The organism is Paenibacillus sp. A14, assembly GCF_036864815.1.
Taxonomy (GTDB): Bacteria; Bacillota; Bacilli; order Paenibacillales; family Paenibacillaceae; genus Fontibacillus; species Fontibacillus sanfengchensis.
In genome coordinates this window covers 77,804-101,064 of record NZ_JBAGJD010000004.1, presented here as the reverse complement: position 1 = coordinate 101,064, position 23,261 = coordinate 77,804, and the positions used below count along the sequence as shown (strand labels likewise).

The window sequence follows — 23,261 nt, the reverse complement described above, 5'->3', positions numbered from 1 at the left end:
TGGTTACTCCAACTAACTAATCGCCCACGTAATTGCGGGAAATCTTCGGTATTTTGCCCCTCCACCTGCCCGAACGAACTTCGCCTTCCTTAAGGAACCGGATTTATCGAGCTAGAAAAGAGCTATAAATGAGAAATTCCTGCAAATCTGCAGGCTTTTTTCCCGAATCGGAGAAGCATTTCAAAATGCCTGCATTTTCTGCAGTTTTTTTCGACGAAAAGCGCCTATTCCTCGCACATCGCTATAAATTCCTGCACTTTTGCATCTTTTCTACTCCGCCCCCGCTGGACTCGCCGAAATTCCTGCAGATTTGCATCCTTTGAGTTCGGTTGCTTGATGCATCTTGCCGAGTGAGAACTCGGGGCCCTCGCCGATAGCGGCTTTTTGGGACGCTATTTGAGCATTTTATGCTCAACCAACAAAATAGGGGGCTTTTTAGGGCCTAACATGGGCCACAAAACAATAAATCCGGGCTTTCTCCCCAACTTTTACCGAAATAGGAGCCCGAAAGTCCCGCGAGTTAGGTGAGGTGGTACGGAAAAAACAAAAAGGACTCTCGTTAAGAGAGCCCATTTTCTCCGCCTTTAAAACGGCCGTTCGGCGCCCCATCGGGCACACCATACGAATGGTCTGCCCGGCGGGCTTGAAGATCGTCCGTAACGTGCCGCCAAGCTCGCGGTAATGCCGCTCCAGCACCGCGCCGTTCGAACGGCACAAATGCGGCCGGCGTGCAGGGGCTAACCCTTCCGCCTGCTTTTGAACCACCGGCAGCACTCAGCCCTCCTGCACCGCGGCCGCCCGGATCTCTTCCAGCATCGCCTCCGCCACCCGCTCGGCCTCCTCCAGAGGCAGGGCGTCGAACTTGTAGGGATTGCTGTGCCCGACATGCTCCCGCCAAGCGGCATTCAGCACATCCCGGCGCCGCCGGACGAGCGAGATGAAGCGGCCGTCCACATTCTCCGCCCATTCCGGCGTCTCTTCCAGGACGATGTGAAACGCATCCTTCAGGATGGCGCGTGCCATCACCCAATGGCCGTCCTCCTCGGGATGAACCGCGTCCCCGTACTTGTAGGCGGAATCCGCCTCACGCCGCTCCCGGATGTAGGACATCAACGGCTCCCGCAAGTTCACGACCGCATAGCCCCGCTCGGCCCCAAACCGTTCCACCCAGTCGGCGTACCTTCCCAGAACTTCATCGTTGTATCCCTGGTAAGGGGTTTCAAAAGCATAGTCCGGCATTCCTTCGGGCAGAGGCTCCCCATTCACGGACAACACATCGAACGGAGGCGGCGTCATCAAGATCACACGCGCTCCGGCCCGCTCCGCCTGTTCCACCGCCCGCTTCATGCCTTCCCGATAGAGCTTGAACCGCTCTTCCGAAAAAGGATGATAAATCCCGTCATTCATCCCGTAGCAGAAAAACACCCAATCCGGCCGGCTCTCCGCCAGTGCGCGTTCCAAGCGTTCATGGACGCAGGGCCGCGGAAAAGGATGGCTGGACTCATGCGTGCCAGCCGCCGTCTCACTGCCGACGCCCAAATTGATGAAATCCAGGCGGCGGTCCGGAAAATGCTTGAGAAAAAACGCCTCAAGATATCGGATATAAGCCCCGTTTTCGGTAATGCTGTCTCCCAGAAAAACAATTCGCTTCCCGTCCGGTACCCGGATCAGGTTATCGGATTTAAGGTTCATGCCTTCCACGCCTTTCAACATAAAATAAAGAATGGTTACATTCTACTGCCGTTATAAAACGATTGGATATGAAAAATAAATCAAATGTGGAACCTGGCCCGGAACTTCCCCGGCGGCTCGCCGGTCCACCGCTTGAACTGGCGGCTGAAATGCGCGATGTCCTTATAGCCGAGGCGTACGGAGACGGCTTCCACGGAAAGCGACGGCTCCATCAACAGGAGCTTCGCTTTTTTCAGCTTCAAAGCGGACAAGTATTGGCGCGGCGACATGCCGTACACTTTGTGAAACATCCGGTTGCAGGATGAGGCGCTGTAACCGAGGCCCGCCGTCACGGCGGCCACGGTTTCCCGGGTAGGCTCGCCCTCCGCCCCATCGGCCTCCACGCATTTCTCCAAACCGGCCGCAATCTCGGAGGCCACCCGGACCGTCCGGTTCCCGGGGGCTTCCGGCTTGCCGCGTTCGGTCAGCGTCTCGCTGAACCCGGCAAACAGCTCGTACACGGCGGACATCGTCCGCATGCGGTTTCCGAGCTGTTCCGCCTCCGCACGGGCCGTGAGCGCGATCAGCTTGTCCAGGCTCGGCCGGATGGCCTGCGTCAACGGGCTGCTCGCGCCATAATAAATCTTCTTCCCCTGACAGAGCAGCCCCCTCAGTACCCTGTCGTCCACGTTAAAATGAAGACAGTAGTAAGTCATGCTCTCCGATCCCGCGGCCCGACTTTCATGGACCTCCTCCGGGCGCAGCAGCATGACATCGCCGGGTTCCTGGACATAGCTCTGGCCGTTAACCGTCATTTCCTGCCGGCCCGCCAGGAGCAAATTCACCTCAAACATCGGATGGCTGTGCCTCGGATAGGACCAGTCCGGGGTTACGGTACGCAGATGCGCCGCGAACAGTTGAAACATGGAATCCATATCCGGCAGCATAAATTCGGCGATCTGATGTTCCTCATGCATCTCCATACTTCGCACCCTCCTTGATCCGCCTATTCCATTATTGAACGTTTTGGGTAAAACGATAATCGCTTTGGACATGGGACTCCGCCTAATCCCTTGATATAATCAAGTTATCACAATGTTCCGAGGTTGAACAGGAGGTTTATCAAGATGGGTAAAAGCATATTTTTCAACGCGCATCACTCCCCGGTGGGAGCCTTTGCCAGCTTTACTTTGGGATATCCGGGCAAAAGCGGCGGTTTCGATCTTGAGCTGGGAAGCCCGCCCAACCAGAATATATACATCGGCCTGCAGGAAGACGGGCAGCAAAAATACAGGGTGCTCCCGTTTTTCGGCGAAGGCCAGGACGAACGGGACCGCTATACTGCCGAGCAAAACGAGACCGGTAAAGAGCCGGCCGAAGCGCTGCTCCTCCCGTTTGCCAAGGATGCCGTCTCCCGCAAGTTTGGCGCAGCCATAGACGAGTGGCAGGCCGGCGATCTGACTTTCCGGCTCTACTCCCCGTTCGGCAGCGTGCCGGACCCCGCGTCGGCCGATGCCGAGGAGCTGAAATTCGCGCTGGTGCCTGCCGTTCTGGCGGAAATCACGGTCGATAATACGCGCGGCGTCTCCGCGAGAAAAGCCTTCTTCGGCTTTCACGGCACGGACCCTTACTCCGCCATCCGGAGGCTGGAGGATACGACCGGAGGAGAGATTACCGGCATCGGACAGGGCCGCCATCTCGCCATCGCCACGGACGACCGCCGGGTCAAAAGCGCGGGCTTCTTCACGATCGAAGACATTCTGAAACCGAAGGTGGAAGAAAACCTGCGGTTCGGGCTCGGTCCGGTCGGCGCATTGCTGATGGATACCCCGGCTGGAGAAAAAGCGACATATCGCTTCGCATTGTGTTTCTATAAAAGCGGTTTCGTGACGACCGGGATGGATGCCGCTTATTTTTACACCCGTTACTTTGCCGATATTGAAGAAGTCGCCCGGTTCGCCTTGAACCAGTATGACCGGAAGGTGGAAGCGGCCGGATGGTGCGAGGGGTTTGCGAAGGCCCCCCACTTGAACGAGGACCAGCGTTTTATGCTTCATCACGCCATCCGCAGCTATTACGGCTCGACCGAGCTGCTGGAGCATCGGGGCGAACCGCTGTGGATCGTCAATGAGGGCGAATACCGGATGATCAATACCTTCGATTTGACGGTGGACCAATTGTTTTTTGAGCTGAAAATGAACCCCTGGACGGTCAAAAACGAACTCGATTTATTCGTCAGCCGGTACAGCTACAAAGATACGGTACGCCTTCCCGGCGATGACACGGTGTATCCCGGCGGCATCAGCTTCACGCATGACATGGGTGTGGCGAATTCCTTCTCACGCCCGGGGTATTCCGCTTACGAACTGCACGCCATTGAGGACTGCTTCTCCCATATGACCCATGAACAGCTGGTCAATTGGGTGCTGTGCGCCGCCGCCTATGCGCAGCATACCGGGGACAGCGCGTGGCTTGGCCGCAATCTCGGCATTTTCGAAGAATGCCTGGAGAGCATGGTGAATCGCGATCATCCCGACCCGGCCCAGCGCAACGGCATCATGGGACTCGACAGCGCCAGAACGATGGGCGGCGCCGAGATTACGACCTATGACAGCCTGGACGTGTCGCTGGGGCAGGCCCGGAACAACATCTATCTCGCCGGAAAAAGCTGGGCCGCCTATGTTGCGATGGAGAAGCTGTTCGCCGCAAACGGACGGCCCGAAGCGGCCAAGCTGGCGGGCGACCAGGCGGAGCGCTGCGCCCGGACGATCGCCGGCCAACTGCGGCCGGAAGGCTACATTCCCGCCGTGATCGCGGAGAATAACGATTCCCGGATTATCCCGGCGATTGAAGGCCTGGTGTTCCCGCTTTATACCGGCTGCCCGGAAGCCCTGGATCCAAACGGCAGGTTTGCGGCCTACATCAGCGCTCTGAAACAGCATCTCGCAACGGTGCTGGTCCCCGGCGTCTGCCTGTTCGATGACGGAGGCTGGAAGCTGTCCTCCACCAGCGATAATTCATGGTTGAGCAAAATCTACCTCAGCCAGTTCATCGCCCGGCACATCCTCAGCCTGCCGTGGGACGAAGCCGGCGCCGCCGCCGATGCCGCCCATGCCGCCTGGCTGACGAGCAAGGACAACGCCTACTGGAGCTGGAGCGACCAGATGCTTGGCGGCGTGATTTGCGGCAGCCGCTACTACCCGCGGGGGGTCACCGCCATCCTTTGGCTGGATGAAGCCAAGATGAGCTAAACCCGAGCGAATGAAAAACAGGAGCCAAATCTCCCTAACCCTAAAAGGGGTCGGGAGATGGCTCCTGTTTTTGGTCCTGCGCCATCCGGCCCCGGGCCGCGCGGTTCCGCCCTTCGCGCTTGGCCTGATAAAGCGCCTGGTCCGCCGCCTTGTATAACCGGTCAAGCGTGATGCCGGGGCCCGGTACCTCCGTGACCATCCCCATACTGATCGTATAGCGGATCGCATGCTCACCGACCGTCAGGTCCTCCCCGCTTCTACGTTCCCGCACCTGCTTCAGCAGTCCTTCGGCTTTGGCATCCGCCTTCGCTTCTTCCGCCTCCGGCAGAAAAAGTGCGAATTCATCCCCGCCGTACCGGCCGAACAAATCGCTGCCGCCGAACCGCTGCCTGACGTTTCTGGCCAAATCCCTTAGGACGGCATCGCCGGCATCGTGTCCAAGCGCATCGTTGATCCCTTTAAAATTGTCGAGGTCCAACAGGATAAATGTCGCCGGCTTCCGATGCTTCGCGCAATCGGCCAGCAGCCGCTCGGCCTCTTGAACGAACGAGCGGCGGTTTAACGCCCCCGTCAAATCGTCGTAGCTGGCTAGCTTGAACATCTCCCGGTCGGCTTTTTCCTTCGAAATCAGCACGAACCCCGTATTCCCCAAGGTCATAATCAGATAGAGCGACAAGAACGACAAAGCCTGGTAAGGCCCCGGCTTGTTCATCGTTACAGGCAGGACCGAGAACAGGGTGACCCCCGTCCGGATCAACAGACCGCCCGCCACAACGAGATAAAGATAGCCGATCAGAACGCGCAGAGCCGACCGTTCCCCGGACCCGACCATGCGGAACACCGGAGGCAGCAGAAAAAGCGCCACCGCCAGAGACACAACGGAAATACGCAGCGGTTCCGTGTTTTGCAGAAGAACCACCAGGAGGTAGGCCGTCATGGAACCCGCGATAAGCCATCCATAATAGCGCCCGGTCCCGGGACTCGGCCCATCGACAATCCGCATCAACGCCAATGTCTCAAGCCCGACACCGAGTAAAAAAACGAGATTGGCCGTGGCGAGAACAACCATGGGGACGCCCGAACCCGGGACAGCCAGCAGAGCCCAAGTGATCGCTTGGCACCCTTTTGCCGCATAAAAGATAGGATAAGAGACATCCTTTGGTTGTTTGTAGCGATAGGCCGTGATGAACATCATCGCAAACAAGTGGCCCAGGGAAAGCAGAATATAAACAGTTTTCATATCCATTTGTAACAGCGTCATATTGAGATAGCCACGCCTTCCCCCGAAGAAAGGTTTATATTCTGATAATAATAACTGAAATTTTAAGCTTTATCGATAGTATGGGATAAAAAAACAGGCCTCCGACGCGTTCGTCGAAAACCTGTTCTTATGTGATCCGATTTATATTTATCAAGTCAAGCCGGTGCAGGCTGGCTCTGTCTGGAAATGACGAACAGCGCCGTCCAGATCAGGATAAAGCCCACAGCTTGCGCCACGGTGACCATCTGTTGGAACGCAATCCAGTTCACCAGCACGCCCACCATCGGAAAGCTGAGCTCGGCCAAGGTAGCCACGGAAGCCTTCGTGGTCGTCAAACCTTTGTAGTAGACCAGCAGACTGAGGAGCCCCGGAAGCAGCGCCTGACCTAGCAAATTCAGCGAAAAGGCGGCCATGCCGGAAGCCTCCGTCGGCAAATGCCAAGCGGCCCCTTCATTCCAGGTCACAGCCAGCAACAGCGGCAGCGCCAGGATGAACCGCAGCGAGGTGACCGTTTCATACTTCATCTGTCCGACCATCATCCGCCCCATTACCGTTGATCCGCCCCAAAGCGCGGCGGCGCCCAGCGAGAGGAGACTGCCGACCTGGATAAAATCATTCCAGTGTCCGAACGGAACCGAAAAGCCGAAGGTCAATAGATAGGTGCCGGCCAGTGCGATGAGAAACAGCAGGGAAAATCGGCGCGGGAGCGACTCCTTCAGCAAAAAGCGGGCCATCAGGATGGCGAACAGCGGCTGAAGCTTTTGCAGCAGCAATACGGCATTGGCATCGCCGTGGGTTAGTCCCATGGTAAACAGGATGGTGGCGATGGCGGAACCGCCCCAAGAGATGAACAAGAGCGCTCCGACATGCTTCCAGCCGATCCCCCGCAGCTCTTGACGGTTCTTCCACAAGGTCGGCGCCACGACCAACGCGATGAGGATATGCTCCAGCAATACAAGCTGGGCCGAAGTGATCGATTTCAGCAAAATCAGACGAAACAGCGGATCGACGCCCCAGAGGGCCGCCCCCAACACGACCAGCCAGAAACCGCTTTTTGCGCGAGTCCCCGAGACCGTTCTCGACGAATTGACTTGAATGGTGGCACGTGATGCATTTTCCATATTCCCGACTCCTTCTTGAATATGGGGTCTACGCGAAAAAGCCCCCGCATTGACATCAGTCAAATTTCGGGGGCCGATCAAATAAGCTTGCGGGGGTGGAATACACCCGCACCCGCATGCCTGTGATTGATCTTCTCCCATCCGGACTTTACCGTCGGCCCTGGAGTCGCACCAGGTCAGTCTCCATCCCTTGCGGAACGGAGAGTCGCGGGCTAAATCATCGATACGATGACCATCACCGCCGGTCAGGAATTTCACCTTACCCCGAAGATCCATATTCATTTAAATTTTAATTTAATGGGTTGCTTTCATAGTACTGCTTGCAGCCGATGAAACTCTGTAACAAACGTCACAATGTGAAGTCACCCTGACCACTGAATGAAAAAACCTCATTTGTGATCATTATAACACTACGATAGCATATTTGTAATCAACTATTTTTTTTATAGTGAGTTACTCGAAGGCCGGAATAGCGATTTCACTGTAGTTGTCTTCCAGAAACTGTTTTACCTCCGGACTCGAAATGGCCTTGGCCAGCTTTTGGACCGCCTCGGAATCTTTGTTGTCCTCGCGGGCCACCAGCGTGATGGCAAACGCGGAGTCCGTCGTTTCCGTGAGCAGGGCGTCCTTTTTGGGCGTCAGGCCGAGCGGACTTGCATAGGCCGGCGTCATGAGAACCAGATCGGCGTCGTCCAGCATCCGGGCCAGCATGAGCAGATCAACTTCCTCGAATTTAAAGTTTTTGGGATTTTCCGTAACGTCAGCTACTGTGGCATTGATTCCTACGCCTTCCTTCAGCTTGATCATCCCCGCCTTCTCCAGCATGACGAGCGAACGCCCCGTATTCGACGGGTCGTTGGCGATCGCAATCGACGCGCCTTCAGGCAGTTCTTCCATGCTCTTGTAGCGTTTGGAATACGCTCCGTAAACGGCGTGATAAACCGGCTGCACAGCTGCGAGCTTGCTGCCCGTGTTCTCATTATATTGCTCCATGTAAGGAACATGCTGGAAAAAGTTCGCGTCGACTTCCTTGTTCGCCAGCGCGTCGTTCGGCTGAATATTGTCGGACAGCACAACCAGTTCCAGATTGACGCCTTCTTCCTGAAGCTGCGGCTTGATCAGCTCCAAAATTTCCGTCATCGGCGGAATCAGCGTAGCGACTTTCAGGGTCACGGCCTGTTTGTCGGACGCTTTCGCGGCGGAAGAAGTATTTCCTTTCTCCGCGCTCCCTTTCTCCGCAGCTCCGCCAGTATTACTGCCGCAACCCGCGGTCAGGATCATGATCAGGGCTACCAGCCCAAGCATCCATTTTCTGTTGTTCATCTCCAACATCCTTCCCTCTTGCTCTTTGTTTTTTGTGAATGGACCTGATCTATTGATTTACATAGCCCGTTAACAGGTATTAACGGGAAAAAGCTTTTATCGGCTTCGGCTCGCGTTATCTTTTATCCAGCCATCTGGAAATCCGGCTGCCGGCGAACTGAATGAGCTGAACCAGCACAATCATCAGGACGATGACCGCGGCCATCAGCTCCGTCTCGAAGCGCTGATATCCGTACCGGATGGCAAAATCACCGACCCCTCCGCCGCCCACGACCCCCATTACCGTGGAATAGGAAATAAAGCTGATCGTCGAGGTGGTGAGACCGAGCACGAGTCCGGAACGGGCTTCGACATAAAGAAATTTCATCACAATCTCCAGCTTGGAAGCCCCCATCGAAAGAGCCGCCTCAACCACGCCGCGCGGAACTTCCAACAAAGACTGCTCCACCTGCCTCGCATAGATGGCCATGGAGACAACGCCCAGGGGAACGGAAGCCGCTATGGTTCCGATCGCCGTTCCTACGAGCAGCCGGGTCAGCGGAATCATAAATACGACGAGAAGCAGAAACGGAAAAGATCGCACCACATTCACGAACCCGTTCAGCAGCGACGACCACGTCCGATTCTCGTAAAGCTGCCCTTTGGCCGTCAGAAACAGCATCGTTCCGAGCGGGAGGCCCAGCAGCACGGCGGCGGCCACGGAAATCCCCACCATCAGAAAGGTTTCTCCGACGGCTTCGGCGATCTGGATCCGATACTGCATCACCTTTTCGGCCATCAAGGCGAAATCAAACATCGGCTCCCCCTCCCTTTCCAAGCAATTGTTCCCGATAGGACATTCTTGGGCGGGACACTCCCTCCAAAGGCCGGCTCGGCAGGGCAAAGCTGTCCACCAGCCTGCCCCGCTCCATGACGGACACCTCGTGGCAGAGTTCCTTCACAACCTCCATCTCATGCGTCACGATCACGATCGTGACCCCGAGCGCCCCATTGATGTGCCGAAGCACCGCCAAAATTTCCGAGGTCGTGTCCGGGTCCAGGGAGGATGTCGGCTCATCGCACAGCAGCACGGCCGGCCGGTGGGCCAAGGCCCGGGCGATCGCGACCCGCTGCTTTTGCCCGCCGCTGAGCCGGGCTGGATATTGATCCGCTTTGTCCTCCAGTCCGACAAACCGGAGGCACTCCAGCACGCGCTCCCGCCGTTGCGTTCTTCCCGTACCGGTCAATTCCAGCGGTACGGCCACGTTTCCGCTCACGGTGCGGTTATGCAGCAAATGGAACTGCTGAAACACCATGCCGATCGAGCGGCGGGCGATGCGCAGTTTGGCTTCTGGCAGCGCCGTCAGGTCTTGGCCGAGCACGGTAACCCCGCCCGTATCGGGCGGCTCAAGCAGGTTCATCATCCGGAGCAAAGTCGATTTCCCCGCCCCGCTCGGTCCGATAATGCCGTGAATCGTTCCTTCGCGGATGGTCAGGGAAACCCGGTCGACCGCCGGGAAGCGTCCGGCCCCGAAGCCGTAGCTTTTGCTGACTTCATAAAGCGAAATCATTGGTCTCCTGTCCCCCTATGGATCAACAAAAGTTGTATCAATATTTTTTGCATACTGTTACAATGCGTAAATCCCCTTGATTATAGATCAATTTGAATACTGTGTCACCAAAAATAGTTTATTATTATACAACTATTAGAAAATAGAACATTTTCCAGCTTGTTTACGTCTATATTCTAAGGAATAATCGCAAACCCGGGAGGAGATTAACAGCATGTTAAAAAAGAGACGGAGAAAGCGTGCCTCGGGAGCCGCCAGCTCCTTGATATTAGCCGCTCTGATGCTGAGCGCGTGCTCGGAGAATACCGACTCGCCCACAGAAAATACAGCTTTCGAAGCGAATTCGTCCCAACCTTCGCAGACCGGGCTTCAGAAGAACAAGCCTGATCAAGAAATCCAAAGCCCAAGCCGGTTGCCGGAGGCGGAGCAGGATCGGATTGCGGACGATTTTGAGGCACTGCTTAAACAGGGGGGAACACTCAAGGAGGCTTTTGATTCTCTCGGTCAATATACCGGCAAAATGAGCGGGGAACGGATGTCGACGATGCTGCTGGCCTTCGAAGACGCTCAGATGGAAGCACTGGGCCCGCTCACCGACCGGTATTATGAAGGCAACCGTCAGGAGATGTTGAACCAGGTTATTGAGGAAGGAGATACGCTGGAGGAGCTGATCGGCAAAGTTCAGGATGACTCGTTGAAAACACTGCTGACCGAAACCCGGGAAGGCAAGTTCGTGCTGGACTGGACCGAAGGGATGTTCAGTCCGGCACCCGATTACACCGCTCTCGCCGCGTTCGGGAGCCAGGCCGGGGATGACACCGCCGCCTATTTGGAGCTGATGGCCCAAGAAACCGTGCAACCGACTTCCCGTGATGCCGGCCTTACGATTACTTGGGAGGAACTGCTGAACCGATCGCTGGCTTTGGAAAAACTCACAACAAAATACCCCGATTTCAAATGGACGGAGGAATTGAAACCCAAGCTCGATTACTATAAACGAACCCTCATGTACGGCCTGGACAATACGCCGCTGTTCGGCTTTGAGACCTCCGTCATGGAGCCCGAGGCCAGACAGGCTTATGAGGCGGCGCTTGCCGAAGGCGATGTCGAAGCAAGTCCCTTGCTTCAGAACTTGAGGGCCTTTATGGACGAGGCCACGAAGGAAGAGTACAAACTGAACGAGTCCCTGGAGGAACTTCGCAGCAAGCTAACCTCCGCCGACAGTTAATCCGCAACACAAAAAAAGAGAGCACCCGCTCTCTTTTTTTGTTAAATCGTCGGCATTACATTGCCGCCATTGACCGGAATATAAGCTCCGGTAATAAACGAGGCCAGGTCCGAAGCCAGAAACGCGACCGTATTGGCGATGTCCTGATCCTCGCCCCGGCGCTTCATCGGTACCTGGGCAATATAAGCGGCGTCGTGCAGTTCGGCTTCGCCGCGGTCTTTTTCGCTGATCGTCCATCCCGGCGCAACCTGATTGACCGTAATTTGATGAGGGCCGACCTCCTTCGCAAGTACGCGGTATACTCCGTCCATGCCCCGTTTTCCCGCCGTATACGCCGATTGGTGCGGGAAGTTCTGCATGGCGCATTCCGTGTTGATTCCGATCATCCGCCCGCTTCCTTTTTCGATCATAGCCGGAATAAACGCCTTGGCCAAAAATACGCTCTGCAAGACGCAGGAATCAAACTGGCTGACATAATCCTCGGCCGACTGCTCCAAAACGGACTTCCACTCATATTGGACGACCGCGTTGGCCACGACGATGTCGGGATTTCCGAGCCTCGCCTGAATCTGCTCCTTCATTCCCAGGACAGCATCCTCACGGGTAATGTCCGCCTGTACAATCATCGCGTCCCCGCCTGCCTTCGCAATTTCCTCCATCAACTCCAGCGCCTTGGCTTCATTGCTCATATAATGGATCGCCACTTTGGCTCCGCACCGGGAGAGCGTCCGCGCCATCACGCGTCCAAGCTGGCCGGTCGCTCCGGTAATCAGCGCGATTTTCCCCGTTAAATCTATATTCATCATGAGATGATTCTCCTCTCCTGGCGATGGTCCCGCTGGCGTGTTCTGCACAGGGCCACAGGCCACCCCTTAGCTGCCGTTCGCTAATAAATTTCTGCATGCGCTTCCGGATTCCTGCGCAAGCCCGTTTCCTGAGGGGTACGGATAGCATTATGCTAAATATTTTTTATATTTTGCAATATATATATTGCATTTTGACGCGTCACATATTAATATAAGGCCAACAAGAGGAAAACAGCAACTTCACGAAAGGGGTTCACAACATGACCTGGTTTAACAAAAACAAACTGACGGACGAACGTATCGTCAACTTAAAAAATCAAATTTACAGGGAAGCCTATCTCCTCATCACGATCATCTGCTCCGCGTCCATTATCCTGAAGACCTTTCTGCAGAAAGACCCGTCGGCCCTGACGGAAGTCATAGTGTTATTGGCCGGCGGTATTTACTACGGAATCCGCAGCGTCATGCTCGGCATCTACTCCGAGGAAGTGGAAGTCCATGACCGGGAGAGCAAGACCCCCTACAGCCGGAAAACTGTATGGTCCGGTCTCGCGATCGGCTTGGGGATCGCCCTCTTCTTCGGAATCCGCAGCGCGGTGCTTTACGGAAAAAGTGATTTTCAGACCCAGGTCTGGTACTTTTTCCTGGTCTTTGTGGTCTCTCTCATCATTTACCTGCCGTTTTTTATCGCCTTTCAGGTGACCGTCCATCACTGGGCCAACAAGGCAAGCAAGAAATTTGCGGAAAGCGATTTGCGCGATCCTGAATAAGTGAGGAGGTAGGGGAATAGCGCATGAAAAACCTGAAATTAAAGCTGGCCCGCGTCGAAAAAGATCTGTCACAGGACGAACTGGCCAAGCTGGTGGGCGTATCGCGGCAAACGATCGGGCTCATCGAGCTCGGAAAATACAATCCGTCCCTCAGCTTGTGCATCGCCATATGCAAGACGTTGTCCCGGACCCTGGACGACTTGTTTTGGGAGGAAGAATCGTAGCGGAGCGAGTCCGCCGATTTTTTCATACATACATTCATTACTTAGGGGGAGAAAAAGATGACACACCTGCAAAAGAAGACAGCAAGAACCTTGGCCGCGCTGCTGGTAACCGCCGTGCTGGCCGGGGGGTGGCCGATGGCCGGCAAAGCCGGGGCAGAAGCCTCCACTTCCACTTCCACTTCCGTCCCCGTCGCCGGAAAAGTGACGGAAGTGCGTACCTCCAGCGAGGCAATATCGGATTGGAAAGCCTGGGCGAAGAACCACGCCTATCGTCTGGAAACGATTCAGCCCACGGAGGCCGGACAAACCGCCAACTACGACGATTTGCAGATGCTGAAGCCGCTGCTTCAGGACAAACGCATCGTCTTCCTGGGCGAAAGCTCGCACGGCGTTGGAGAATTCAACTCGGTCAAGACCCGGTTGATCCAGTTTCTGCACGAAGAAATGGGCTATAACGTGCTCGCTTTCGAAAGCGGCCTCTCCAATACGGCCCTCGGCTATGGAAAAGCCGGAGCGGCCAGCGCCGAGGAAACGATGAAGAGTTCGATTTTTGGCGTGTGGTGGTCCAAAGAAATTCTGCCTTTATTCGACTACATCAAATCTTCCGCCCGGACGGAGCAACCGCTTGTGCTTACCGGCTTCGACATGCAGCTGCAGTACCCGCTGATCGAAGGGGATTGGCTTCAGGACGCGGCGCTGGCGAAAAAGCTGAAAGAGGCGGAGGAAAAACTCTCCGATTATTCCGCAAGCGCCGATATTAAGGCTTATCAAAAGGATAAAAGCCGGTTGATCTCCGTTTATAAGGAAGTTCTGAAATCGCTGAAAACGGAAAAGGTGCAAGCGAAGCTGAAAGAGCTGTACCCGACGAATCCGAAGCTTCCGATTCTGCTGGAACGCAGCCTGAACGACCGGATTCGCGTGGCGGAGGAATATGTCGAGCTGTCGATCCAGTCCAACGTCGACATGGCGGCGGGAGATTATACGGCGTTCCTGAAAACGATGGAATGGCGCGATCAAGCGATGCTGAACAACCTGCTGTGGCTGGCGAACGAAGTGTATCCGCAGGAAAAATTCATCGTCTGGGGCCATAACGACCATATCCGCAAAGCCCAAAGCAAGGTCATCGGCTCACCGTATCCCATCAAACTGATGGGCGAAATGCTTCCCGACGAGCTGAAAAAATACAGCTACGTCCTCGGCCTGTACGCTTCCAGCGGCAAAACCGCGGACAACACGGGGGCCGAACATGAGGTCCTGCCTCTGGAGCCGGGATCGGTGGAATCCATCCTGTCGGCGGAAGGTGCTCCTTATACGTTCATCGATTTGCGCTACCGTCAAAACGAAAGAGGCAACTCCTGGATGTTCGAACCGCGGCAAACGTACAGCTGGGGCATGATTCCGGAAAGTTTAATCGCGCGCGACCAGTACGACGGACTTCTGCTTATCAACAACGTTCATCCGCCGCAGTACCTGCGGAACAAGAAATAGTATAGGTTGAACTGTCGATTTGCATATTAGACAGCGGTGTAAAGGGTTCTTTTCACACTCTTGACTCGCAGCAAATGGTTTGGTTTCGAATTAAAGGGAATTCTTCCCGTTAAATTGGTAGGTATGCGGCTGCAGAGGCGAATTAGCTGGAAAACCTCCCGTTAATTCTCCTGAAATTGTGTATTCCGGCAATAGGGCCGCGAAATAGATGGAGCTTTTCCAGCTAAATCTGATTGAAAAGCCAAGATCGATACATTAACAGGATATTTTCCCGTTAATTGATGCAGACTCCGACGATGGGACTCTATGTCTACAATTAGTACAACCTATATAGTTTGAGGGCGGGGCGAAACGCCCCCAAACCAAACGGAACCAAAAAGCCGCTTCCCCTGCCGATCCGAAAATGGATCGGGGGGAAGCGGCTTTCAGCGCTTGCGGCTGCGCCGCCCTGCCGCAAAGGGCCGCCGCACGGCGCCTAGCCGAACAGCCCCAGCAGCCGCTCGGGGCTGAGCTCGGCGGTCGACGGCAGCAGCAGGTCGGCCTCGCCGAGCCGGTCGGCGCTGCCGATGCCGACCGCCTTCATGCCGGCGGCCCGGATCGCCGCCACGCCCGCGGCCGCGTCTTCGACGCCGGCGCAGTGCTGCGGCGGCACGCCGAGCATGTCCGCCGCCCGGAGGAACAGCTCCGGGTCCGGCTTGCCCTTGCGCACGGCGGCGGGATCCGCCACCGCCTGGAACCAGGAGCCGGCGCCCAGCCGCTCCAGAATCAGCGGGGCGTTCAGGCTCGCCGACGCCAGGCCGACGGCGATGCCCCGCTCCCGCAGGGCGGCGATGAGCTCGCGGATGCCCGGCAGCAGGTCCGCCGGAGTGAGCCGGCCGAGCAGTTCCCGGTAGCGCTCGTTTTTGCGCAGCGTCAGGGCGGCCTTCTCCGCGGCGGTCCATGCGCGCCCGCTCCGCTCCAGAATGATCTCGAGCGACTCCGCGCGGCTCACCCCTTTCAACCGTTCGTTCACCTGACGGTCAAAAGGGATGCCCAGTTCGTCGGCCAGCTCTTTCCAAGCGAGATAGTGCAGCTCCGCCGTATCCGTGATCACGCCGTCCAGATCGAAGATGACGGCCTCCAGCTTCCGGACGAGCGAGCGTCGGACCGACGAGCCCGCCGCGGACAGCTCCAGCTGTTCGCCGCGATGCCGGAAGGTGAGGCGTTCCCCCTCCAGCAGCGTGTACTCCACGGCTTCATGCCCAATCCGGACATCCAGCAGACAGCCGCGATGCATGATCTTGAACCGCAGGCTGTCCCACTGAGCCGGCAGCGCGGGCACAAACGACGGCACGCCGTCCCCGAACAAGCGCAGGCCCGCGAAGCCGTTGACCACCGCCATCCAGGAGCCGCCCATCGCGGCGGTGTGCAGGCCGTCTTTTACATTGCCGTTGACATCGTCCAGGTCCATCCGCACCGTGCGGTTGAAGTATTTGTACGCCTCCTCCAGACGGCCGATCTCCGCCGCAACAATGCTATGAATGCAGGGCGACAAAGAGGAGTCGTGCGTGGTCAGCGGCTCGTAGTACCGGTAGTTCCGCATTTTCTCCGCCAGCGAAAACCGGTCGCCGAGCAAAAACAGCGCCAGCACGAGATCTGCCTGCTTCAGCACCTGGTGCCGATAGATGACGAGCGGATGATAATGCAGCAGCAGCGGATATTTGTAGGACGGCGTATTTTCGAAATCCCATCGTTCCTTGCTCAAAAAGGAGTCGTCCTGCGCCACGATGCCCAGCTCGGCATCGCCGGGAATATACATTAAATCCGCGGCCCTCTTCCATTCGGCCGCTTCTTCCTCCGTGAGCGCCAGCTCCCGCTGCAGCCGCTCGTAGTCGACAGGGTAATCCCTCCGCAGCTTCTCCGCTGTCTTGCAGGTGTAATAAAGCTGCTCCCGGACCATCAGATTCGTATAGGCGTTGTTGTTGACCACCGCCGTATATTCATCCGGTCCGGTGACTGCGTCGAGGCAGAACGCGCCGCCCCGCGCGGGATTGTAATGCCCGAGGTCGACCCAAAAACGGGACGTCTCGAACAGGATTTCCGCGCCCTTTTCCGCCAAATACCGTTCGTCCCCCGTCGCCAGCACATATTGGCGGATCGCATAGGCGATGTCGGCGTTAATATGCGCTTGCGCCGTTCCGGCCGGGAAAAACGTGGAGTTCTCCTCCCCGTTGATCGTCCGCCACGGATACAGGGCGCCTTTCTGCGACATCTGGGCCGCCCGCTCCCGGGCCTTCCCCAGGGTGGCATAGCGGAAATCGAGCAGGGCGCGGGCCACCTCGGGCCAGGTGAAGGTGAAGAAAGGCATCATGTACATTTCCGTATCCCAGAAATAATGGCCTTCATACCCTTCCCCCGACAAACCTTTGGCCCCGATATTCGTAACGCCGTCGCGGCCGGTGGCCTGCAGCAGACCGAACGCGTTGAACCGTACGCCCTGCTGCATGGCGGGGTCGCCGCCGATCTCCACGTCCGCGCGGCTCCAAAAACGTTTCAGAAAGGCCCGCTGCTGCGCGGCCAGCTCTTCGAAGCCCAGCCGGTCCGCCAGCTCCAAAGTTTCCGCGCTGCGTCCCGGAAGTTCTTCCTCCGGGTAATCGCGCGAAGTATGGTACGCGATATATTTGGTTAACCGGACGGTCTCCCCCCGGTTCAGATGCAGCGTATACCGAATCCCGTCGCGCGTCCCGCTCACGCATCTTTCCACCCGACAATCGCGCTCGTCCGGGGCTTCCAGGCGGTGGTACAAGCCCGTGTGCAGGGCAAACCGGGTGTTGCGCGTCCGGTGCCGCATCCAGCAGCCGGCCCCGTCCTGCCCGGCTTCCTCGAGCAGCAGGCTGGGCTCGGCCCGCCGCACCCCCAGCCTCGGATCGTCCGAGCCTTCCGGGCCCGTGACCTGGGCGTCGATCTGCGAGGACAGCTGAATTTCGCCGGAGAAATTCAGCGTCTTGACCTCGTAGTGGATAGCCGCCAGGTGCTTGTGCTCCAGCGAGACCAGGCTGCGGATCGCGATTTCCACCCGGTGCCCGTCCGGGGACTCCCACTCCACCATTCGGCGGAGCAGGCCTTCCCGCATATCCAGTTCACGGCTATGTTTGTGAACGATGCCGGTGTGCAGATGAAACGGCTTCCCGGCGATACAGAGTTCCACGATCCGCGCATTGGGAACATTGAGCATTGAATGATTATGCATAGGATAGCCGTAAGCCACCTCGGGATAATGAATCGGCTCGGCATCGTAAAAGCCGTTGAGATAGTTCCCGGTAACGGATGAGCCCTCCGTTCCGTGGTACCCCTCTTCAAAGTTTCCCCTCATCCCGATGTAGCCGTTTCCGAGAGCAAAAATGCTTTCGCTCAACTGCTGGTTTTCCTCAAGATAAGCGACCTCTCTGATGCTCCATTCCGTAAAAGGATACAAGGCATATGCATGTGCTTGTGCTTCCGGTTTTATGATCATCTTTTTTCCCATCCTCATTCCAAGCTTCGTCTGTGCTACGCACCATTACCCTCCGGTCTCAGCCTTTAATCGAACCGCCCATGAGGCCCCGGACAAAGTATTTTTGCAGCAGGAAAAAGATCGCCAGCGGCATCAGCATCGAAATAAACGCCGCCGAGGTCAGCAGGTGCCAATCGTTGCCGCGCGAACCGACCAGGTCGGCAATCTTCATCGACATGACCTGAACGCTTGGCTGGTTACCGATAAAGATCAGGGATACCAGGTAATCGTTCCATACCCAGAGGAATTGGAAGATCCCGATCGAAGCGAGCGCGGGCACCGACAGCGGCAGAATCAGCCGGGAAAAAATCGTGAAATGGCTCGCGCCGTCAATGAACGCCGACTCGAACAGGTCCCTCGGCAACTGGCTGATGAAGTTGTACATGAAGTAGGTCACCAGCGGCAGGCCGAACGCCGTATGCGCCAGCCAAATGCCCAGATAGCTGCCGTTCAGGCCGAGCGAGGTGAAATCCTTCAGCACCGGGATCAGCGCGACCTGCAGTGGAATGACCAGCATGGCGATAATGACGACGAACAGCGTCTTTCGCCCCGGAAAACGCAGCCACGCAAAGGCATAGGCGGCAAAAGAAGCGATCAGGATCGGAATCACCGTCGCCGGAACCGCGATCGTCAGCGTATTCCAGAACGCTTGGGAAAGGCCGGTCCCCTTCTGCACGGATTCGCTGCCGTCCGGATTCTTAAGCTTGTATTCCTTCCCGGACAGCACGTTTTTGTAGTTATCCAGCGTCAGATCCGGTTTGAATACCCAACCCCGTTCCATCACGCTAAGCGTCCGCTGCCGCCGGTTCTCCCACATCAGCCGCTCCCCGTCGACCATGACGCCCTGCTTCAGCTGATCGTCGGTGAACGTCTTGCCGTTGACTTCAATCGGTTTGCGCAGGTCCAGATCCTTGGACAACTGTACGGTCTCGCCGGATTGCTTCCATGTCTGGTGGGGGAATACGTTCCACCAGCCGGTCTGCAGAATATCGGCGGCAGGCCGGAAGGAGGAGATGAACAGCCCCAGCGTCGGCACCAGCCAAAGGAGACAGATGAACCCGAGGACGATATTCACGATCGTCTTGCTTCCTTTTCGTTTGGCGCTGCGTGCCATCAGAATCCCCCCTGTTTGCGGAACTGCCGCAGATTCACCAGGACGACCGGAAGAACGGCGATCAGCAGCACGATGGCCAAGGTCGAACCGTAGCCGAAGTTCCGGTACATAAAGAATTGCCGGTAAAACTGCGTGGCGACCACTTCCGTATCGTACTGCCCCCCCGTCATGACCATGACCACGTCGAAAATCTTCAATGTAAATACGATGATCGTGGTGGTTACGGTCAGAATCGTCGTTCCGATGTACGGAATGATGATGCGGAAAAAGATTTTGATCTCCCCGGCCCCGTCCACGCGGGCCGCCTCCAGAATATCGTCCGGAACGCCTTTGATGGCGGCCGAGAAAATCACCATGGCGAAGCCGGTCTGCATCCAGATGAGGATTAGGATCAGGAACAGGTTGTTCCACGGTTGCACCATACTCGTCCAGGCTTGCGGTTCGCCGCCAAAAAAGGAGACGATGGCGTTGAGCAGCCCGATCTGATCATCTCCGGGCTGATAATAGTAAACAAATTTCCAGATAACCCCCGCAGCCACAAAGGATATGGCCATCGGCATAAAAATGATGGATTTCGCCAGCTTTTCGAAGCTGCTGCGGTCGGCCAGGATCGCGATCAAAAGCCCCAAGCTTACGCAGGCCAGCGTACCGATAAACACCCACAGCAGATTGTTGCGCAGCGCGGTCCCCATCAGCCGGTCGCTGAAGATGGCCGCGTAATTGGCCAGGCCGACGAATTTATCCGACGAGGCGTTGAAAAAGCTCAGGTAAAGCGTGCGCAGCGCCGGAAGCACCACCAGCCAGCCCAGCAGAATGGCGGCCGGGCCGATGAAAATGTAGGGCAGCATTTTTCTGCGCACTTTCTCGGGGTACCGTTCCGCAGCCCAGTTCAGGCTCATGTAGATCAAGTAGACGCCCAGCACGCCCCAGATTACGGCAAGCACCGCGGTGACGAGCGGATTCAGCGATGCATCGCGGAAGAACAGGAAGATCGCGCCATGCACGACGAGGTTGGCCAAAAGGACCGCCGCCGAGACGACGACGGCCTTTGGACTTGTTCTCTGCTTTGCTTGAGTACTCATGGCGACCCCTTAGTTGTTCCAGCCGGATTGCATTTGTTTCAGGGCTTCGTCCAGCGATGCCGTTCCGCTCACATAGTCGGTCATCCCTTTCCAGAAGGTCCCCGCGCCCACTTTGCCCGGCATCAGGTCGGACCCGTCAAACCGCAGTGTCGTGGCTTCCTGTACGAGCTTAGCCATGCGGCGGTCCGACTCGGACATGTACCAGTCGAGCGGAGCGTCGTTCATCGGCGCGATCACGCCGCCGGATTGTACCCAGGATTTGATCGACTCGCCTGTCGTGAAGAACTCCATTACCGCGCGGACTTCCGGACGGTCGTTGAACATGGCGTAAATGTCGCCGGCCACGAGAACCGGTTTGCCGTATTGCTCATCGATCGGCGGCAGGTAGAACCAGTCGTAATCTTCATCCACTTTGGCCGATTCCGGGAAGAAGCTGGTGATAAAGTTCCCCTGACGGTGGAGCCAAGCTTTTGGCGGACTGTCAAAGAGGGGCGTCGCCGCATCGCCAAAGGCTGTCGTCACGATCGATTTGGTGCCGCCGTACACGTAATCCGGGTTCAGCCAAATATCGGACATGATTTCCACCGCGCGCTTCACTTCAGGCGAAGTAAATGGCAGCTCCCCTTTGACCCATTTGTCATAGTTTTCGGGAGACGTCGTCCGCAGCATAATGTCCTCCACCCAGTCGGTTGCCGACCATCCCGTGGCCGCGCCGCTCTCGATGCCGATCGACCAGGCCGGATCGCCGTCCTTGGCGATTTGCTCGGTGAGCGCCATCATTTCATCCCAGGTTTGAGGAATTTTGTATCCGGCTTCCTCAAACTGCTTTTTCGGGTACCAGACCAGACTTTTGGCGTTGCTGCGGTTCCAGATGCCGGCCATGATTTTGCCGTCCTTCCCGTCCATGGTCGCCATGTCGAGCCAGCTTTGGTTATAGTTCGCCTTCAGCTTTTCCTGATCAAGAATGTTCGTCAGATCGATGACCTTGCCGGTTTTCGCGATCGAGGCCAGCAGCCCCGGCTGCGGGAAGTCGGCGATATCCGGCGCGTTTCCGCCATCCACGCGGACGTTGATCGTCGCTTCGAATTCCTTGGACCCCTCGTATTGAATATCGATGCCGGTTTTCTCCTCGAATTCTTTGATGCTGTTTTCGAATTTGACCTGGTCGGCATCCACGAACGGTCCGAACATGGTCACTTTGGTGCCTTTATATTCGCCTTTCAGCGCCAGATCGAGCGGTGATCCCGTACCTTCCCCGCCGCCGTTTGCCGCGCCTTGATTATTTCCCGCCGCCCCGTTCTCCGCCGGTGCCGGAGCCGGGTCGTTCTTCGCGGCCTTGTTTCCGCCGCCGCAGGCGCTTAACATCATCGTGAATGAAAGACAGAGTACGAGCAGTAATGCGAACTTGCGTCCCATCGTTTTCTTCATCCTTCAACATCCCCTTTTGATTATTTCGTATTTAGCGGTCAGATCTGAGGGTCTTGCGGTGTCGGCAGGCTAAAGGCGGATCACCTCCTTAAATAATGGCTCGAAAGCCGGAGCCCTAATCAAGCGCCAAGTCTTCTTGTTTATTTGTACACGCTTTCATTTTTGCCGATTTAGCCTCTCTCACTTCTTTTTATTAGCGGCTGTGGAAGGGCTAATTTGCGAAAAAGCGTAATGAAATGCATTCGTTTGAAAAGCTTTTCACATTTGCCCGAAAAATACTTATTTTTCCCGGGTGGATTCTCTTACAATCAGTCTATGCTCCAATCTCTCCCGCGTGACCTTCACTCGGCCGGTCGCCACCAATTCATGAAGCTTCTCCACCGAACGGTACCCCATCTCGTACATCGGCTGGGCGATCGTCGTCAGCTTCGGGATGAACATGCCGGCCATCCGGACATTGTCGAAGCCGACCACAGACACCTGGCCAGGCACCAAAATGCTGCGGTCCTTCAAGTAGGAGATGACGCCCATGGCAAATTCGTCAGCCACGCAAAATACCGCTGTCGTCTCGGGATACTTGTCGAACAACTCCCGGGCCGCGTCATACGCATGCTCGAACCGGTAGCTGGCGAACACGATGTTGCCGCTGTTATGCTCAAGCCCCGCTTCAGCCAAAGCCCTGGCAAATCCGCGGCAGCGCGGCGGTCCGGCAACCGAATTCGGATCGTCGAAGCCCATCATCGCGATTCTTCGGTGTCCTAGCTCGATCAGGAATTTTACGGCATCATAGGCTCCCGCCTCGTCATTCACCTCGACGCTGGGCACCTCGTACTCGTAAGAGTGAGAGGACACTAGGACGAAGGGAATCCGGTACCCCGCCAGTTTCTCGTAGTATTCCGGAATCAGCTTATCGCTGGCAAAAATGATTCCGTCCACCTGCTTCTCATGAAACGCGTCGATATAAGCCAGCAGGCGCCCTTCGTCCCGGTCCGTATTGCAGATCATCAGACTGTAGCCCAGCTTGATGCAGGCGTCCTGCATACCGCGGATAATCCCGGCATAGTACAAATTCTCGATGTCCGGGATCAGCAGCCCCAGCGTGTAGGACTTCCGGTAAATCAAACCTCTGGCAAAAGAGTTCGGCTGATACTTCAGCTCCTCGATCGCCTCAAGCACCCGCAGGCGTTTGTCCTCGGTGACCGTGTCCGGCGCGTTCATCACGCGGGAGACGGTGCTGATGGATACGCCCGCCAATTTTGCTACATCCCTTATCGTTGGTTTCATAATCAGGTCTTCTTTCTTTTTGAAAAGCTTTTCAAGGGCATTATAGCAAACCGGAAAGGGGAATGACAATAGTTTTTTTGAAGCGCTTACAATTTAATATTTATATTAAATTCCTTGCTTCTTTATAC

The 23,261-nt window shown here is 56.4% G+C and carries 19 protein-coding genes and 1 riboswitch; of the genes, 5 read left to right on the top strand and 14 right to left on the bottom strand.

The window, feature by feature from the left end:
* Nucleotides 1-435 precede the first annotated feature (435 nt).
* The 3 genes from V4U88_RS11785 to V4U88_RS11775 are packed head-to-tail and all read right to left on the bottom strand — an operon-like array spanning nucleotide 436 to nucleotide 2,654.
* On the bottom strand, nucleotides 436-774 hold the full coding sequence (locus V4U88_RS11785; protein ID WP_334073465.1) for a hypothetical protein: 339 nt from the start codon (nucleotides 772-774) through the stop codon (nucleotides 436-438).
* Nucleotides 775-1,713 (bottom strand): SGNH/GDSL hydrolase family protein, encoded by a 939-nt coding sequence (locus V4U88_RS11780; RefSeq protein ID WP_334073464.1) that lies wholly within the window; start codon nucleotides 1,711-1,713, stop codon nucleotides 775-777. It lies immediately after the preceding gene.
* A 59-nt stretch (nucleotides 1,714-1,772) separates the two neighbouring features.
* On the bottom strand, nucleotides 1,773-2,654 hold the full coding sequence (locus V4U88_RS11775) for an AraC family transcriptional regulator (RefSeq protein WP_334073463.1): 882 nt from the start codon (nucleotides 2,652-2,654) through the stop codon (nucleotides 1,773-1,775).
* A gap of 144 nt (nucleotides 2,655-2,798) precedes the next feature.
* On the opposite strand from V4U88_RS11775, the gene V4U88_RS11770 reads away from it, so the two are divergent.
* Nucleotides 2,799-4,922, top strand: coding sequence for a glycoside hydrolase family 52 protein (locus V4U88_RS11770; RefSeq protein WP_334073462.1), 2,124 nt, complete (start codon nucleotides 2,799-2,801; stop codon nucleotides 4,920-4,922).
* Between the two features lie 40 nt (nucleotides 4,923-4,962).
* Here the strand turns inward: V4U88_RS11770 and V4U88_RS11765 are convergent, their stop codons facing one another.
* The 5 genes from V4U88_RS11765 to V4U88_RS11745 all read right to left on the bottom strand — a co-directional run bounded on the left by V4U88_RS11765 (nucleotide 4,963) and on the right by V4U88_RS11745 (nucleotide 10,177).
* A complete protein-coding gene (locus V4U88_RS11765; RefSeq protein ID WP_334073461.1) occupies nucleotides 4,963-6,168 on the bottom strand; it encodes a GGDEF domain-containing protein in 1,206 nt (401 codons plus the stop codon).
* A gap of 170 nt (nucleotides 6,169-6,338) precedes the next feature.
* A complete protein-coding gene (locus V4U88_RS11760) occupies nucleotides 6,339-7,304 on the bottom strand; it encodes a DMT family transporter (RefSeq protein WP_334073460.1) in 966 nt (321 codons plus the stop codon).
* 125 nt (nucleotides 7,305-7,429) lie between these two features.
* Nucleotides 7,430-7,580: riboswitch (FMN riboswitch) on the bottom strand.
* 177 nt (nucleotides 7,581-7,757) lie between these two features.
* Complete coding sequence (locus V4U88_RS11755; protein WP_416367221.1) at nucleotides 7,758-8,636, bottom strand: MetQ/NlpA family ABC transporter substrate-binding protein; 879 nt, start codon at nucleotides 8,634-8,636, stop codon at nucleotides 7,758-7,760.
* Between the two features lie 106 nt (nucleotides 8,637-8,742).
* On the bottom strand, nucleotides 8,743-9,423 hold the full coding sequence (locus V4U88_RS11750; protein ID WP_334073458.1) for a methionine ABC transporter permease: 681 nt from the start codon (nucleotides 9,421-9,423) through the stop codon (nucleotides 8,743-8,745).
* A complete protein-coding gene (locus V4U88_RS11745) occupies nucleotides 9,416-10,177 on the bottom strand; it encodes a methionine ABC transporter ATP-binding protein (protein WP_334073457.1) in 762 nt (253 codons plus the stop codon). The genes V4U88_RS11750 and V4U88_RS11745 overlap by 8 nt, the downstream gene beginning before the upstream one ends.
* A gap of 214 nt (nucleotides 10,178-10,391) precedes the next feature.
* Between V4U88_RS11745 and V4U88_RS11740 the strand changes: the two genes are divergently transcribed.
* Nucleotides 10,392-11,405 (top strand): hypothetical protein, encoded by a 1,014-nt coding sequence (locus V4U88_RS11740; protein WP_334073456.1) that lies wholly within the window; start codon nucleotides 10,392-10,394, stop codon nucleotides 11,403-11,405.
* Between the two features lie 41 nt (nucleotides 11,406-11,446).
* Here the strand turns inward: V4U88_RS11740 and V4U88_RS11735 are convergent, their stop codons facing one another.
* Complete coding sequence (locus V4U88_RS11735) at nucleotides 11,447-12,208, bottom strand: SDR family NAD(P)-dependent oxidoreductase (protein WP_334073954.1); 762 nt, start codon at nucleotides 12,206-12,208, stop codon at nucleotides 11,447-11,449.
* A 263-nt stretch (nucleotides 12,209-12,471) separates the two neighbouring features.
* Between V4U88_RS11735 and V4U88_RS11730 the strand changes: the two genes are divergently transcribed.
* From V4U88_RS11730 to V4U88_RS11720, 3 genes are read left to right on the top strand one after another with little or no spacing between them, the layout of a single operon-like run.
* Nucleotides 12,472-12,981, top strand: coding sequence for a DUF6773 family protein (locus V4U88_RS11730; RefSeq protein ID WP_334073455.1), 510 nt, complete (start codon nucleotides 12,472-12,474; stop codon nucleotides 12,979-12,981).
* 23 nt (nucleotides 12,982-13,004) lie between these two features.
* A complete protein-coding gene (locus V4U88_RS11725; protein ID WP_334073454.1) occupies nucleotides 13,005-13,205 on the top strand; it encodes a helix-turn-helix transcriptional regulator in 201 nt (66 codons plus the stop codon).
* A gap of 57 nt (nucleotides 13,206-13,262) precedes the next feature.
* A complete protein-coding gene (locus V4U88_RS11720) occupies nucleotides 13,263-14,693 on the top strand; it encodes an erythromycin esterase family protein (RefSeq protein ID WP_442951884.1) in 1,431 nt (476 codons plus the stop codon).
* Between the two features lie 475 nt (nucleotides 14,694-15,168).
* On the opposite strand, the gene pgmB is transcribed toward V4U88_RS11720, so the two are convergent.
* The 5 genes from pgmB to V4U88_RS11695 form a co-directional block, all read right to left on the bottom strand.
* Entirely contained in the window at nucleotides 15,169-18,186 is a 3,018-nt protein-coding gene (gene pgmB / locus V4U88_RS11715; RefSeq protein WP_334073453.1) for a beta-phosphoglucomutase, read from the bottom strand.
* Between the two features lie 58 nt (nucleotides 18,187-18,244).
* Complete coding sequence (locus V4U88_RS11710; protein WP_334073452.1) at nucleotides 18,245-19,339, bottom strand: carbohydrate ABC transporter permease; 1,095 nt, start codon at nucleotides 19,337-19,339, stop codon at nucleotides 18,245-18,247.
* Nucleotides 19,339-20,421, bottom strand: a complete 1,083-nt coding sequence (locus tag V4U88_RS11705; protein ID WP_334073451.1) for a carbohydrate ABC transporter permease — start codon at nucleotides 20,419-20,421, stop codon at nucleotides 19,339-19,341. Before V4U88_RS11705 ends, V4U88_RS11710 begins: the two co-directional genes overlap by 1 nt.
* A 9-nt stretch (nucleotides 20,422-20,430) precedes the next feature.
* Nucleotides 20,431-21,849 (bottom strand): ABC transporter substrate-binding protein, encoded by a 1,419-nt coding sequence (locus V4U88_RS11700; RefSeq protein WP_334073450.1) that lies wholly within the window; start codon nucleotides 21,847-21,849, stop codon nucleotides 20,431-20,433.
* Nucleotides 21,850-22,128: 279 nt separating this feature from the next.
* Entirely contained in the window at nucleotides 22,129-23,133 is a 1,005-nt protein-coding gene (locus V4U88_RS11695; protein ID WP_334073449.1) for a LacI family DNA-binding transcriptional regulator, read from the bottom strand.
* Nucleotides 23,134-23,261 lie beyond the last annotated feature (128 nt).

Excerpts from the sequence above, each read along its gene's own strand:
- V4U88_RS11780 (WP_334073464.1), bottom strand. The coding sequence starts at position 1,713 with ATGTTGAAAGGCGTGGAAGGCATGAACCTTAAATCCGATAACCTGATC.
- V4U88_RS11775 (WP_334073463.1), bottom strand. The coding sequence starts at position 2,654 with ATGGAGATGCATGAGGAACATCAGATCGCCGAATTTATGCTGCCGGAT.
- V4U88_RS11770 (WP_334073462.1), top strand. The coding sequence starts at position 2,799 with ATGGGTAAAAGCATATTTTTCAACGCGCATCACTCCCCGGTGGGAGCC.
- V4U88_RS11765 (WP_334073461.1), bottom strand. The coding sequence starts at position 6,168 with ATGGATATGAAAACTGTTTATATTCTGCTTTCCCTGGGCCACTTGTTT.
- V4U88_RS11760 (WP_334073460.1), bottom strand. The coding sequence starts at position 7,304 with ATGGAAAATGCATCACGTGCCACCATTCAAGTCAATTCGTCGAGAACG.
- V4U88_RS11755 (WP_416367221.1), bottom strand. The coding sequence starts at position 8,636 with ATGTTGGAGATGAACAACAGAAAATGGATGCTTGGGCTGGTAGCCCTG.
- V4U88_RS11750 (WP_334073458.1), bottom strand. The coding sequence starts at position 9,423 with ATGTTTGATTTCGCCTTGATGGCCGAAAAGGTGATGCAGTATCGGATC.
- V4U88_RS11745 (WP_334073457.1), bottom strand. The coding sequence starts at position 10,177 with ATGATTTCGCTTTATGAAGTCAGCAAAAGCTACGGCTTCGGGGCCGGA.
- V4U88_RS11740 (WP_334073456.1), top strand. The coding sequence starts at position 10,392 with ATGTTAAAAAAGAGACGGAGAAAGCGTGCCTCGGGAGCCGCCAGCTCC.
- V4U88_RS11735 (WP_334073954.1), bottom strand. The coding sequence starts at position 12,208 with ATGAATATAGATTTAACGGGGAAAATCGCGCTGATTACCGGAGCGACC.
- V4U88_RS11730 (WP_334073455.1), top strand. The coding sequence starts at position 12,472 with ATGACCTGGTTTAACAAAAACAAACTGACGGACGAACGTATCGTCAAC.
- V4U88_RS11725 (WP_334073454.1), top strand. The coding sequence starts at position 13,005 with ATGAAAAACCTGAAATTAAAGCTGGCCCGCGTCGAAAAAGATCTGTCA.
- V4U88_RS11720 (WP_442951884.1), top strand. The coding sequence starts at position 13,263 with ATGACACACCTGCAAAAGAAGACAGCAAGAACCTTGGCCGCGCTGCTG.
- pgmB (WP_334073453.1), bottom strand. The coding sequence starts at position 18,186 with ATGATCATAAAACCGGAAGCACAAGCACATGCATATGCCTTGTATCCT.
- V4U88_RS11710 (WP_334073452.1), bottom strand. The coding sequence starts at position 19,339 with ATGGCACGCAGCGCCAAACGAAAAGGAAGCAAGACGATCGTGAATATC.
- V4U88_RS11705 (WP_334073451.1), bottom strand. The coding sequence starts at position 20,421 with ATGAGTACTCAAGCAAAGCAGAGAACAAGTCCAAAGGCCGTCGTCGTC.
- V4U88_RS11700 (WP_334073450.1), bottom strand. The coding sequence starts at position 21,849 with ATGAAGAAAACGATGGGACGCAAGTTCGCATTACTGCTCGTACTCTGT.
- V4U88_RS11695 (WP_334073449.1), bottom strand. The coding sequence starts at position 23,133 with ATGAAACCAACGATAAGGGATGTAGCAAAATTGGCGGGCGTATCCATC.